Origin of the sequence: Novosphingobium sp. EMRT-2 (genome assembly GCF_005145025.1) — a bacterium.
In the GTDB taxonomy this organism is placed as follows: Bacteria; Pseudomonadota; Alphaproteobacteria; order Sphingomonadales; family Sphingomonadaceae; genus Novosphingobium.
This window is the reverse complement of sequence record NZ_CP039695.1, coordinates 2,244,241-2,257,202: the sequence shown is the minus strand read 5'-3', so window position 1 is coordinate 2,257,202 and position 12,962 is coordinate 2,244,241. Positions and strand designations below refer to the sequence as shown.

Sequence of the window (12,962 nt, the reverse complement as noted above, 5' to 3'; positions counted from 1 at the left end):
CATGAAGGCATCCCCAAGAAGAAAGCGAAACCGCTTTCCCGCGTCATATCGACCCCCATCGATGACGTGGTCGGGGATTTTGCCAGACAGCGCGATGCCGCACAATCTATCGATTGTGAGGGAACCGTTGCGAAATGGTGCTATTTGACCGATTCAAGGCCGTTTTCGTGCAATAAGGCGTCCGCATTCAGGCCTAACCGCCGGATTCGGGTGGCGATGTGGGGCCATTCGTCGCTCAGGAAGGCCTGCCGTTCGCGTTCGAGCAGGATTCGCGCCGCGCCCGGAGCGACGAACATGCCGATTCCGCGCTGCACATGGACCAGCCCTTCATCCTGGAACTGCTGATAGGCCTTGGCCACCGTCAGCGGGTTGGCGCCCTGCTCGGCGGCAAAGGCGCGCACGGAAGGCAGCATGGCGCCATCGGGGTAGCGGCCTTCGATAATGGCCGCGGCGATCTGGTCGCGCAGCTTGAGATAGACGGGGCGGCTGGCCATGCTCATGGTGATCTAGTGGCATAATACAGCTTGGCGCGCAAATGGTATGCGACCGGCTTAACGCGCAATTTTATGTCGTGCCGGCGCGATTTGCGCGGGTGTGCGCGGGATGCCGCCGGTTGCGCGCCGCATGATCGTTTCGAACTGGTTTCGGGCGCGATTAGTTTCTTCTCTTGCCAGCATTTGACGCTAGTTTGCGCGCCTATGGACGATGCCGGCGCGGCTCCGCGACCGGCGTCTCGATGGTAGGTGGAGAGCATTGCCCCGATGACAGTTTCGCATGATGCGGCGCAGGCCGCTCCCGGTTCGGCGGATACTGGATGGTTCGGCCATCCCCGCCAGCTCGCCCGCCTGTTCACCACCGAGATGTGGGAACGGTTCGGCTACTACGGCATGCGGGCGCTGCTGACGCTCTACCTCACCAAGCACTTCCTGTTCAGCGACAGCACCACCAACGGCCTCTACGGCGGCTTCACCGCGCTGGTCTATCTCACCCCGCTGGTGGGGGGGCTGATCGCCGACCGCTATCTCGGGTCGAAGCGCTCGGTGAAGTTCGGGGCGCTGATGATGGCGCTGGGCTATTTCGTGCTGTGCTTTGGCGGTGAAACGGCAAAGCCGCACGCCCTGATCGACGGGCAGCGCTACGAGGTCGTGACCGAGAACGCGGTGGACCGCCCGACCAGCACCGGAACCGAGAAGCGCTACCTCGTGAGCGGCCCCGACAAGCTGTTGATCCGGGGCAACGAGGATGGAACCGTCTCGCTGCTGGCGGCGGACGGCACGGTCGCGCGGTCGGTGGCGAAGGGCGGGTTCGAGGCGAGCGGCGAGCGTTCGCCGCTGTTCACGCTGCTGCTCTTGCTCGGCCTTTCGCTCGTCACGGTCGGCAACGGGTTCTTCAAGCCGAACATCTCGACCATGGTCGGCGAACTCTACGCCAAGGGCGATCGCCGCCGCGATGCCGGGTTCACGATCTTCTACATGGGCATCAACCTCGGTTCGCTGTTCTCGCAGCTCCTGTGTCCGCTGCTGGCCGATACCGTCGGCTGGTGGGCGGGCTTCGGCCTTGCCGCGGTGGGCATGGTGTTCTCGTGGAGCCTGATCCAGTTCGATGGCGGGCGGCTGCGCGGCTATGGCGAGCCGCCGGCGGGCGTGAAGGACCGGTCGCTGGCGATCTACATCGGCGCGGTGCTGGCCGTGCCGGTGGCCCTGTTCCTGTTCCAGAACCTGATGGCGGCCAAGCCGGTGGAAGCCGGCGAAGCGGGCATCCTGGCCTATGTCATGGCCCTGCCGCTGATGGGCAAGTTGCTGTTCGGCACGTTCATTCTCGCTGTGCCGGTGATCCTTGGCTATGCGTGGAAAACCGGCAACCGCGTCGAGTTCCAGATGATGGTCGCCGCCATGGTCCTGATCGTGTTCAACACGGTGTTCTGGACCCTGTTCGAACAGGCGGGATCGTCGCTGACGCTGTTCGCCGACCGCAACACCGATCTTTCGATCTTCGGGTGGTTCTCGATTTCCGCCGGGCAGACGCAGTTCTTCAACGCCTTCTTCATCGTCGCGCTGGCGCCGGTGATGTCGATCCTGTGGACGAGCCTTGCGGCGCGCGGGCTGGAGCCGAGCATTCCGGTGAAGTTCGGCATCGCGCTGGCTGGCGTGGGCGCGGGCTTCCTGTTCCTTGTCTGGGGCACGCGGTTCGTGGGGCCGGACTACAAGGTCGCGGTGTGGTGGCTGGCCGGGCTCTATCTCATCCATTCGATCTCGGAACTGTGCATTTCGCCGGTCGGTCTCAGCATGATCACCAAGCTTTCGCTGGCGCGGATCGTCGGCCTGATGATGGGCGTCTGGTTCCTGTCGATTTCGGTGGCGCAATACGTGGCAGGCATTGTCGCGCAGGTGGCCAGCGTGGAAACCGTGGGCGGGCAGGTGACCAACCTGAAGGTCAGCCTCGATACCTATACGGCGGTGTTCAGCACGATCGGCTGGGCCGCGGTGATCATCGGTGTGGTCCTGCTGCTGCTGGCCGTGCCGCTCAAGCGGCTGATGCACGGGGTGCAGTAAGGGACAGTGGGGAAAACGGTGGGGAAACGCATGATGCGGCGAATGGGAAGAACGGCAGGGCACGTCCTGGCAGGCCTGGCGCTGGCGCTGGCATTGCCCTTGGGTACGAGCGCCGGGCTGGCGAAAGCGAAGGACGAGAAGACCGCGCCCGCGTCCGCCTGGAATGAAAATCCCTACCCCTCCACCTATCGCGCCTATCCGGGCGAGCCGGTCGCCATCGTCGGCGCGACGGTGTTCGACGGCGCCGGCGGGCGGATCGACAACGGCACCGTGCTGGTCGCCGATGGCAAGGTCCAGGCGATCGGCGATGCCGCGCTGGCGGTGCCGGCCACCTATCGCCGGATCGATGGCACGGGCAAGTTCGTGACGCCGGGCGTGATCGACATTCACAGCCACCTGGGCGTCTATCCCAGCCCCGGGGTCGATGCCCACCAGGACGGCAACGAGATGACCAGCCCGACCACGCCGCAGGTCTGGGCCGAACACAGCGTCTGGCCGCAGGACCCCGGCTTTTCGCGCGCGCTGGCCAACGGCGGGGTCACCACGCTGCAGATCCTGCCGGGATCGGCCAACCTGATCGGCGGGCGCTCGGTCGTGCTCAAGAACGTGCCATCGCGTACGGTGCAGGGCATGAAGTTTCCGGATGCGCCCTACGGCATGAAGATGGCTTGCGGCGAGAATCCCAAGCGGGTCTATGGCGCGAAAGGGCAGATGCCCTCGACGCGGATGGGCAACTTCGCGGTCGATCGCCAGACGTGGATCAAGGCCGCCGAATACAAGCGCAAGCGCGATGCCGGCAAGCTGGAGGAGCGCGATCTCGGCATGGAGACGCTCGCCGACGTGCTGGCCGGCAAGATCCTGGTGCAGAACCACTGCTACCGCGCCGACGAGATGGCCTTCGTGATCGATATGGCCCGGGAGTTCGGCTACAAGGTCAGTGCGTTCCACCACGCGGTGGAGGCGTACAAGATCGGCGATCTGCTGAAGCAGAACGACATCTGCGCGGCGGTCTGGGCGGACTGGTGGGGCTTCAAGATGGAAGCGTTCGACGGCATTCCCGAAAACGCCGCATTGCTGCAGGATGCCGGCGTCTGCGTCATCATCCATTCGGACGACGATTACGGCATCCAGCGGCTGAATCAGGAAGCGGCCAAGGCGCAGGGCGATGGCCGGCGGATCGGCATCGCAATTCCCGACGAACAGGTGGTCCGCTGGTTCACGCTTAATCCCGCCAAGGCGCTGGGCATCGACGCGAAGACCGGCAGCCTCGCCGCTGGCAAGATGGGTGACGTGGTGCTGTGGAACGGCAATCCGCTGTCGGTCTATGCACGGCCGGAAAAGGTCTGGGTGGATGGGGCGCTGCTGTACGACGCGCTCGATCCCAAGCGTCGGCCGGTGTCCGATTTCGAACTGGGCCTGCCCGGCGAGGGAGACGTGAAATGATCGCCCGCAGGATCAGGCGCGGCGCGGTGGCGCTGCTGGCCGCCACGGTTGCCATGCCGGCATTGGCGCAGACGCAGGCACCGGCGGATTGGGCGATCGTCAACGCCCGCGTCGCGGTGGGCGACGGAAGCGCGCCGATCGAGAACGGCGTGGTCGTGGCGCGCGGCGGCAAGATCGTGGCGGCGGGCGCCGGCGTGGCCGTGCCGGCTGGCGTGCGGGTGATCGACGCCGGCGGCAAGTGGGTCACGCCCGGGCTGGTGATCGCGGTAACCGATCTTGGCCTGGTCGATGTCGGCGCGGTTTCGGAAAGCAACGACGACGATGCCGACAAGGCGGTGTTCAACGCGGCGCTCGATGTCTCGGTAGCGATCGACCCCGATGCACCGCCGGTGGCGGTATCGCGCACGGGCGGGGTGACGCGCGCGGCGGTGGCGCCGGTGGCCGGCAACGCGATCTTTGCGGGCCAGGGCGCGGTGATCGATCTGGCCGCGACCGCCGATCCGGTGACGCACGCGCGGGCGTTTCAGTATGTCGAACTGGGCGAGCGCGGGGCCAGCCTGGCCGGCGGCAGCCGCGTGGCGGCGCAGGCGCTGCTGCGCAACGCGCTGCGCGAAGCGCGCGAGCTGGAACGGCGCGCCGGGCTGTCGGCCCCCGGCGTGGCGGGCGGCGATCCACGCATGGTTTCGTCCGTGCAGGGGCAGGCGACCGACACGCTGCTGACGCGCTTCGATGCGGCGGCGCTGGTGCCGGTGGTTACCGGTCGGCAGCCGCTTTACGTGCATGTCGACCGCGCCGCCGACATTCGCGCCACGCTGGCGCTGAAGCGGGAATTTCCGGCGCTGCGCCTGGTCGTGGTCGGCGCGGCCGAAGGCTGGCGCGTGGCGGGCGAACTGGCCGCCGCGCGGGTGCCGGTGATTGCCACCGCGCTGACCGACCTGCCCGGCCGGTTCGAGACGTTGGCCGCCACGCAGTCGAACGTCGGGCGGATGAAGAAGGCGGGGGTGAAGGTCGCCATCGGCAATTTCTATGACGGGGAGCAGCCGCGCTACGCCCCGCAGTATGCCGGCAACCTCGTGGGCGTGGCGCGCGTGCCCGGCGCCACCGGGCTGACCTGGGGCGAGGCGCTGGCGGCGATCACCTCGGTCCCGGCCGAGATCATCGGGGAAGGCGATCACTTTGGCAGCCTGACGCCCGGCCGGGCGGCGGACGTGGTTGTGTGGGACGGCGATCCGCTGGAGGTTACGTCCGGCGTGGTCGCGGTTTACGTGGACGGCGTGGCCCAATCGCTGGTCAATCACCAGACGCGGCTGCGCGACCGCTATCGGCACCCGCAGGAAGGGAGCTTGCCCAAGGCCTATCAATAGACGCGGCGGACCGCCGCGCGGGAGGGAGAACGAACATGGATGCTTCGGTCTTGATGCTCGTGGCGGCGTCGACAGCGTTTGTCGGCACCCATTTCCTCTTGTCGCACCCCTTGCGCGCGCCGCTGGTCGGGGCGCTGGGGGAACGGGGCTTTGCCGGGGTCTATTCGCTGGTCGCCTTCGCCACGCTGGGCTGGGTGATCGTGGCCTTTCGCGCCGCGACGCCGGGGCCGCTGCTGTGGAACGGATGGGCCGACACGCCATGGCTGGTGGCCAGCGTGCTGACGGTGCTGGCGATGGCGCTGCTGCTGGCCTCGCTCGTCGGCAACCCGGCCATGCCCGAGGCGTCGATGGCAGGCTTGGCGACCCGCGAGGCGCGCGGCGTGTTCCGCGTGACGCGCCATCCGATGATGATGGGCATTGCGCTGTGGGCGGTGGCCCACGTGATCGTGGCGCCCAGCGCGCGGGTTATCGTGCTGGCGGGAGCGATGGCGCTGCTGGCGCTGGTCGGCGCGCATATGCAGGATCGCAAGAAGCTGGCGCTGCACGCCGATGCCTGGCGCGCCTGGTGCGGCCGTACCGCGTACTGGCCGCATGTGGGGCGGCTGGCCGATCTCGGCTGGTTCTGGCTCGCGGGCCTTGCCGCGTGGATCGGGGTGACCTGGCTCCACCTGTGGCTGTCGGGCATCCCCGCCGGCCTGTGGCGCTGGTGGTCGTGACCGGAAGAATCAGATCGTGAAGCTCTCGCCGCAGCCGCACGTGCCCTTGGCATTGGGGTTCTGGAACACGAACCCGGCCTGGAAATCGTCTTCCACCCAGTCCATCGTGCTGCCGACGAGGTAGAGCACCGATGCGCCATCGATGAAGAAGGTGCCGCCCGGCGTTTCGATCCGTTCGTCGAAGCCGCTGGCCTCGTTCACGTAGTCCACCGAATAGGCAAGGCCCGAGCAGCCCCGGCGCGGGGTGGAGAGCTTCACCCCGATCGCGCCTTCGGGCGCCGCCTGCATCAGCGTGGCGATCCGCGCTTCGGCCGACGGCGTCAGCAGGACGGCGGCGGGCCGGGGTCGGCGGGTGGTCGTGGTTGTCGTCATGTCAGCCTCTTCTGCCAGAACAGGGCGTGTCCGGCCTCGGGATCGAGCGTGTAGTCGCCATAGCCAAGCGCTGCATAGACCGCCTTGGCGCGTTCATTGCCGCTCAACACTTCGAGCGTGACCTTGCACGCGCCGATCGCGCGCGCTTCGTCCTCGATCGCGGCGAACATGGCGCGGGCGATGCCGTGGCCGCGATGGCCGGGCAGCACCACCATGTCGTGAATGTTGACCAGCGGGCGCGCCGCGAACGTGGAATAGCCGGTGAAGCAGTTGCTGAGACCCACCGGCTGGCCATCGATCCGCGCGATCAGCGAAAAGGCGCCGGGATGGCCGGCGAGGCCATCGACCAGCCGCGCCTTAACGTCATCGGCCAGCGGTGCGCCGCCGCCCATCGGATCGCGGGCATAGGCATCCAGCAGCGTCACCACGGCAGCGGCGTCGGCCGCGTTGCCATAGTCGGCGCGCGTCACTGTCAGGCCGTCTGCAAGCGTGGTCGCCGCCGTGGCCATCACAGCATGCCCAGTTCGAGCTTGGCTTCGTCGCTCATCTTCTGCGGGTCCCACGGCGGGTCCCAGACGAGGTTCACCTCGGCCTCGCGCACGCCGGGCACCGCGCCCACGCGCAGTTCGACTTCGCCGGGCATCGATTCGGCGACCGGGCAATGCGGCGTGGTCAGCGTCATCGTCACGGTCGCATGGCCGTCGGCGGTCACGTCCACGCCGTAGATCAGCCCCAGGTCATAGATGTTGACCGGGATTTCGGGGTCGAAGATCTCGCGCAGCGCGTCGATCACCGCCTCGTAGGTTTCGCCACCCGGCTCGCCCGCGCTCACGCCCTGCGGCTTTTCGGCCAGGAAGCCCTCGAGATAGTCGCGCTTGCGCTCCAGCTTCTCGGCGGGCGTTTCAGGCGGTTCGGGAATGTCGTCCACGCGGGCGCGGCGCGGCGCGGCCACATCTTCGACTTCTTCCACGGTGAACCTGGGTTCCTCACCGTTCGTCATCCGAAAATCCTCATCGTCCGTTCGATGCCGCGCACCAGCGCGGCGATATCGCTTTCATCGCTGTAGATGCCGAAGCTGGCGCGGGCCGTAGCGGGAACGCCAAGATGGTCCATCAGCGGCTGCGCGCAATGGTGCCCGGCGCGGATCGCCACGCCTTCCTCGTCCAGGATCGTGCCAAGATCGTGCGGGTGCACGCCTTCCAGCGCGAAGCTGACGATGCCGGCGCTGTCCTCCGGGCCGAACAGGCGCACCGAATTGAGCCGCGAGAGTTCGCCACGCGCCCGCGCCACCAGCGCGGCCTCGTGGGCGTGGATCGCCTCCAGCCCGATGCCTTGCACGAAATCGACCGCCGCGCCGAAGCCGATCGCCTCGACGATCGCGGGCGTGCCCGCCTCGAAGCGCTGCGGGGCGGGGGCGTAAGTCGTCCTGGCGAAGGTCACCCGGTCGATCATCGAGCCGCCGCCCTGCCACGGCGGCATGGCGTCGAGGAGGTCGGTCCTGGCCCACAGCGCGCCGATGCCCGTCGGTCCATAGAGCTTGTGCGCCGAGCACACGTAGAAATCGCAGCCGAGCGCCTTCACGTCCACCGCGAGGCGCGCGACGGCCTGGCAGCCATCGAGCAGGATCTTCGCGCCGACAGCGCGGGCCAGCTTCACCGCCTGTTCCACGGGAAGCATCGAACCGAGCACGTTGGAAACATGCGCGAAGGCGACGAGCTTGTGCGCGGGCGTGAGGATGCGTTCGGCCGCTTCCAGATCGATGCGCCCGTCCGGCGTCAGCGGGCAGACGTCGATTTCCACGCCGGTCCGTTCGCGCAGCAGCTGCCAGGGCACGATGTTGGAATGGTGCTCCAGCACCGACAGCAGGATGCGATCGCCGGCCTTGAGATTGGCCTGCCCCCAGGTCTGCGCGACAAGGTTGATCGCCTCGGTCGCGCCACGGGTGAACACGATCTCGCCCTCGTCGCCGCCCAGCAGGCCGGCGACCTTGCGCCGCGCGGCCTCGAACGCCAGCGTCATCTCGGCCGAACGGGTATAGACCCCGCGGTGGACGGTGGCGTAGTCCGCGCCCATCGCGCGCGTCACCGCGTCGATCACGGTCTGCGGCTTCTGCGCGGTGGCGGCGGTATCGAGATAGTGCCAGCGGCTGCCGTCCGGATTGCGCAGGCCGGGCCATTCGACCGGCCGGGTAAGCGTTGCCGTCGTCACAGCAGCCCCTCCAGCGCCTTGAGCGCGGCTTGCGTCAGCGCGTCCTCGTCGGCCGCGCCGACGAAGGCTTCGGCGATGAACGCCTGCAGCATCAGCTTCTTCGCTTCCGCCGGGGGAAGCCCGCGCGATTGCAGGTAGAACAGGCCCTGCGCGTCAAGCTCGCCCACCGCGCAGCCGTGCGCGCATTTCACGTCGTCGGCGAAAATTTCGAGTTCCGGCCGCGCGTTGGCGGTCGCGGTGCGGTCGAGCAGCATGGCGCGGACCGACTGTTCGGCATCGGTGCCGATCGCGCCGCGCGCCACGGCGACGCGGCCGAGATAGGTGCCGGTGGCATGGCCGCCCAGCACCGAACGCACGATCTGGCGGCTCTGCGCGTCGGGTTCGGCGTGTGTCACTTCGGTCACCACTTCGAGCGTCTGCGCGCCGCCACCCAGCTGCGCCGCGCCCAGCGTGAAGTCCGCGCCCTTGCCCAGCGTGACGGTCACGCCGATGCGGCCATAGGCAGCGCCGGCGTTGAGCAGGCGCAGATCGAACACCGCGCCGTCTTCCAGCGTGATCGCGATTTCATGGGCTTCGGGGCCGTTGCCGTCGGCGATGAGCGACAGGGCGGCGCTTTCCCCGGCGGGCACGCGGACGACTTGCACCGCCGCCGGCCACACCGTTTCCAGCGCGGCCAGATCGGCGTAGCGATAGCCCTCGTCCTTGCGGGTGGGCAGGGGCAGGGCGGCCGCGTTCACGCCGCCACCGCCTCGTAACCATGCTGTTCGAGTTCGAGCGCCAGTTCGGGGCCGCCCGACTTCACGATGCGTCCGCCGGCCAGCACATGCACGAAGTCCGGCTTCACGTAATCGAGCAGGCGCTGGTAGTGCGTGATCAGCAGCACCGCCTTGTCGGGCTTGCGCATGATCGCGTTGATGCCTTCGCCGCAGATGCGCAGGGCATCGATGTCGAGGCCCGAATCGGTTTCGTCCAGAATCGCCAGCCGGGGATCGAGAATCCCCATCTGCACCATCTCGGCGCGCTTCTTCTCGCCGCCCGAAAAGCCGACGTTCACCGGGCGCTTGAGCATGTCCATGTCCATGCGCAGCAGGCCGGCCTTTTCCTTGGCGAGCTTCAGGAATTCCCCGCCCGAAAGCGGCGCTTCGCCCCGGCCCTTGCGCTGCGCGTTCAGCGCCTCGCGCAGGAACTGGACGTTGGATACGCCGGGAATCTCGACCGGATACTGGAAGCCGAGGAACAGCCCCGCCGCCGCGCGCTCGTGCGGCTCCATGGCCAGCAGGTCGGCGCCTTCGAACGCGACCGAGCCGCCGGTGACCTCGTAGCCGGGCCGTCCGCCCAGCGTATAGGCCAGCGTGGACTTGCCCGCGCCGTTCGGCCCCATGATCGCGTGGATCTCGCCCGCGTTCACGGTCAGCGACAGGCCCTTGAGAATGGCCTTGCCGGCGATTTCGTTGGAAAGGTTATCGATCTGGAGCATGCTTATCTCTGGTATCCGCGCGCGGCGCCTTGCCGGTGACGGTTCTGGTTCGGGCGGGACGAGGCGCGCTGTTCGTGCCAGCGGGCCTTCATTTCGGCGAGCACGGCGCGGGCGGCCCCTTCGGGATCGGCCAGCACGTCGGCGGCGGGATAGCGGATCACCTTGATGCCCACTTCGCCCAGGCTGCGGTCGCGGCGGCGCTCGATCTCGGGCGGGTTCGTGCCTTCGTCGAGCGCGACCACCAGCTTGAGCGGCTGGCAGGCGAAATCGACGATGGCCGATCCGATCACCGCATAGCGCTTGAAGCGGTACCGCCCGAGGTCGGCCTTGGCCAGCTCCGCCGCCAGCGCGGCCTGCGCCGGGGTGGGCGACCGGCGCATCTCGCGCGCGGCGTCATGCAGCGTATCAAGCCGCGATTCGGCGATGTTCCAGCCACGCCCCTTTTTCTGGAGCTTGGGCGCGTCGGCCCGCTCCTCGACCGGCTTGAGGGTAAGCGTCTTCTTCAACCGACTGATCCTTCCAGGCTGATACCCAGCAGCTTTTGCGCTTCTACCGCGAATTCCATCGGCAGTTGCTGCAGCACCTCGCGCGCGAAGCCGTTGACGATCAGGGCCACGGCGCTTTCCTGATCCAGCCCGCGCTGCATCGCGTAGAACAGCTGGTCGTCGCTGATCTTGCTGGTGGTCGCCTCGTGCTCGATCGTCGCGCCGGGGTTGCGCACCTCGATATAGGGCACGGTATGCGCGCCGCATTCACCGCCGAGCAGCAGCGAATCGCACTGGGTGAAGTTGCGCACGCCATCGGCCTGCGGGGCCACGCGCACCAGGCCACGATAGGTGTTGTTCGACCGGCCGGCGGAAATGCCCTTCGACACGATGGTCGAGCGCGATCCCTTGCCGTTGTGGATCATCTTGGTGCCGGTATCGGCCTGCTGGAAATTGTTGGTGACGGCGACCGAGTAGAACTCGCCCACCGAATCCTCGCCGTTCAGCACGCACGAGGGGTACTTCCAGGTGATCGCCGATCCGGTTTCCACCTGGGTCCACGAAACCTTGGACCGCGCGCCCTGGCACAGCGCGCGCTTGGTCACGAAGTTGTAGATGCCGCCCTTGCCCTGCGCATCGCCGGGATACCAGTTCTGCACGGTCGAATACTTGATCTCGGCATCGTCGAGCGCGACCAGTTCGACCACGGCGGCGTGCAGCTGGTTCTCGTCGCGCTGGGGCGCGGTGCAGCCTTCGAGGTACGAGACGTAGGCGCCCTTGTCCGCCACGATCAGGGTGCGTTCGAACTGGCCGGTATTCTCCGCGTTGATGCGGAAATAGGTGGACAGCTCCATCGGGCAGCGCACGCCTTCGGGGATATAGACGAAGGTGCCGTCGGAAAAGACCGCGCAGTTGAGCGCGGCGAAGTAGTTGTCGTGCATCGGCACGACCTTGCCCAGCCAGCGCTTCACCAGATCGGGGTATTCGCGGATCGCCTCGCTGATCGAGCGGAAGATCACGCCGGCCTCTTCCAGTTCCTTGCGGAACGTGGTGGCGACCGAAACGCTGTCGAACACGGCATCGACCGCGATCTTGCGCGCGCCTTCCACGCCGGCGAGCACTTTCTGCTCCTCCAGCGGGATGCCCAGCTTTTCATAGACGCGCAGGATTTCGGGATCGACCTCGTCCAGCGATTTCGGCCCGTCCTTCTTCTTGGGCGCGGCGTAGTAATAGGCGTCCTGGTAGTCGATCGGCGGCACGTTGAGCTTCGCCCAGTCCGGCGCCTCCATCGTCAGCCAGTGGCGATAGGCCTTCAGCCGCCATTCGAGCATCCATTCCGGCTCCTGCTTCTTGGCGGAGATGAAACGGACGGTTTCTTCGGACAGGCCCTTGGGCGCGAATTCCTGCTCGATGTCGGACGTGAAGCCCCACTCGTAGGTTTCGAGCTTCTTCGCCGCGTCGCGCGCAGCCTGGTCCCTTTCTGGGGTGTCCTGTACCTGGGTTTCTTCGGTCATGCGGTAGCCTCCGCCGCGACGGGGCGGGCAAACTGGGTGAGTGGGACGGCCGAGAGCGCGCCGCGCAGCGCCGCATCCACGACGGGCCAGTGCGGGCGGACGGTGCAGTCCTTCTCGAGCGAGCAGGTGCAGTCCTGGCGGACCGGCGTGCTGCAGGGGGCGAGCGCGATCGGGCCTTCCACGGCCTCGATGATATCGGCCAGCGTGATCGCGGCGGCCGGGCGGGCCAGCTTCAGCCCGCCGCGCGCGCCGCGCACCGACTTGAGCAGGCCGGCGGCCGAAAGCTTGCTGACCAGCTTCTGCACGGTGGGGGCGGGAAGGCCGGTTTCCTCGGCCAGTTGCTGCGCGCTGATCCGCGCCCCGCCGCAATGGCGCGCGGCGGCGGTCATCGTGACCACGGCGTAGTCCGCCATGCTGGAAAGACGCATCGCCTCGGTGTCTCCGGAAACGCGGGCTGCAAATCAGACCGAATCGTTCCGGTTATCTAGGCGCGGCTCCCCGCAAGCGCAAGGCGGGGCAGCGGCGTTGCACACCTCCGCGACGCGGGATTGCGAAAAAGCGAAAAAAAGGCGGCCGCACCCCGAAGGGCATCGGCCGCCGTAAAGTCGAGAACCCGATACATCACTGCACCGAGCCCTTCGGGTCGCGGGGTTTGTCTATGGGATCGGTCGAGTCGGTAATTGTACGGATTCGACAAAAACGGTTGCGGCGGCGCAACAGGTTGAAAAAATGCCGATAGTTATATGAAATATCGATGCACGATGGCAGCAATCGCACTTGGCTTGGGACACAGCAGACGCAATAGGACGGAACTTCTTCCCCGATCCGGAT

At 67.2% G+C, this 12,962-nt stretch carries 14 protein-coding genes; 4 read left to right on the top strand and 10 right to left on the bottom strand.

Going from position 1 to position 12,962, the window contains the following annotated elements:
• Positions 1 to 140: 140 nt before the first annotated feature.
• Positions 141 to 500 (bottom strand): GntR family transcriptional regulator, encoded by a 360-nt coding sequence (locus FA702_RS11115; protein WP_136956198.1) that lies wholly within the window; start codon positions 498 to 500, stop codon positions 141 to 143.
• Between the two features lie 261 nt (positions 501 to 761).
• Here FA702_RS11115 and FA702_RS11110 point away from each other — a divergent pair, with 261 nt between their 5' ends.
• Genes FA702_RS11110 through FA702_RS11095 form a run of 4 tightly spaced genes read left to right on the top strand, consistent with a single transcriptional unit; the run spans position 762 to position 6,075 of the window.
• A complete protein-coding gene (locus FA702_RS11110) occupies positions 762 to 2,552 on the top strand; it encodes a peptide MFS transporter (protein WP_136956197.1) in 1,791 nt (596 codons plus the stop codon).
• A gap of 42 nt (positions 2,553 to 2,594) precedes the next feature.
• Complete coding sequence (locus FA702_RS11105) at positions 2,595 to 3,995, top strand: amidohydrolase (RefSeq protein ID WP_255504533.1); 1,401 nt, start codon at positions 2,595 to 2,597, stop codon at positions 3,993 to 3,995.
• The gene (locus FA702_RS11100) at positions 3,992 to 5,359 is read left to right on the top strand and encodes an amidohydrolase family protein (RefSeq protein WP_136956195.1); all 1,368 of its coding nucleotides are present in this window, start codon (positions 3,992 to 3,994) and stop codon (positions 5,357 to 5,359) included. Before FA702_RS11105 ends, FA702_RS11100 begins: the two co-directional genes overlap by 4 nt.
• Positions 5,360 to 5,394: 35 nt before the next feature.
• Positions 5,395 to 6,075 (top strand): NnrU family protein, encoded by a 681-nt coding sequence (locus tag FA702_RS11095; protein ID WP_136956194.1) that lies wholly within the window; start codon positions 5,395 to 5,397, stop codon positions 6,073 to 6,075.
• 9 nt (positions 6,076 to 6,084) lie between these two features.
• Here the strand turns inward: FA702_RS11095 and FA702_RS11090 are convergent, their stop codons facing one another.
• Genes FA702_RS11090 through FA702_RS11050 form a run of 9 tightly spaced genes read right to left on the bottom strand, consistent with a single transcriptional unit; the run spans position 6,085 to position 12,559 of the window.
• The gene (locus FA702_RS11090; RefSeq protein ID WP_124810085.1) at positions 6,085 to 6,447 is read right to left on the bottom strand and encodes an iron-sulfur cluster assembly accessory protein; all 363 of its coding nucleotides are present in this window, start codon (positions 6,445 to 6,447) and stop codon (positions 6,085 to 6,087) included.
• Positions 6,444 to 6,956 (bottom strand): GNAT family N-acetyltransferase, encoded by a 513-nt coding sequence (locus FA702_RS11085; protein ID WP_136956193.1) that lies wholly within the window; start codon positions 6,954 to 6,956, stop codon positions 6,444 to 6,446. The genes FA702_RS11090 and FA702_RS11085 overlap by 4 nt, the downstream gene beginning before the upstream one ends.
• Positions 6,956 to 7,447 (bottom strand): SUF system Fe-S cluster assembly protein, encoded by a 492-nt coding sequence (locus FA702_RS11080; RefSeq protein ID WP_136956192.1) that lies wholly within the window; start codon positions 7,445 to 7,447, stop codon positions 6,956 to 6,958. Before FA702_RS11080 ends, FA702_RS11085 begins: the two co-directional genes overlap by 1 nt.
• Positions 7,444 to 8,655 (bottom strand): cysteine desulfurase, encoded by a 1,212-nt coding sequence (locus tag FA702_RS11075; RefSeq protein ID WP_136956191.1) that lies wholly within the window; start codon positions 8,653 to 8,655, stop codon positions 7,444 to 7,446. The genes FA702_RS11080 and FA702_RS11075 overlap by 4 nt, the downstream gene beginning before the upstream one ends.
• Entirely contained in the window at positions 8,652 to 9,392 is a 741-nt protein-coding gene (locus tag FA702_RS11070; RefSeq protein WP_210417532.1) for a SufD family Fe-S cluster assembly protein, read from the bottom strand. Before FA702_RS11070 ends, FA702_RS11075 begins: the two co-directional genes overlap by 4 nt.
• Positions 9,389 to 10,132 carry a Fe-S cluster assembly ATPase SufC gene (sufC, locus tag FA702_RS11065; protein ID WP_124810088.1) on the bottom strand — a complete coding sequence of 248 codons (744 nt, stop codon included), beginning with the start codon at positions 10,130 to 10,132 and terminating at the stop codon, positions 9,389 to 9,391. The genes FA702_RS11070 and sufC overlap by 4 nt, the downstream gene beginning before the upstream one ends.
• A gap of 2 nt (positions 10,133 to 10,134) precedes the next feature.
• Positions 10,135 to 10,638, bottom strand: coding sequence for a DUF559 domain-containing protein (locus FA702_RS11060; RefSeq protein ID WP_125954307.1), 504 nt, complete (start codon positions 10,636 to 10,638; stop codon positions 10,135 to 10,137).
• Positions 10,635 to 12,131: a Fe-S cluster assembly protein SufB gene (sufB, locus tag FA702_RS11055; RefSeq protein ID WP_136956190.1), complete on the bottom strand. Its 1,497-nt coding sequence runs from the start codon at positions 12,129 to 12,131 to the stop codon at positions 10,635 to 10,637. Before sufB ends, FA702_RS11060 begins: the two co-directional genes overlap by 4 nt.
• Positions 12,128 to 12,559 (bottom strand): SUF system Fe-S cluster assembly regulator, encoded by a 432-nt coding sequence (locus tag FA702_RS11050; protein ID WP_136956189.1) that lies wholly within the window; start codon positions 12,557 to 12,559, stop codon positions 12,128 to 12,130. Before FA702_RS11050 ends, sufB begins: the two co-directional genes overlap by 4 nt.
• Positions 12,560 to 12,962 lie beyond the last annotated feature (403 nt).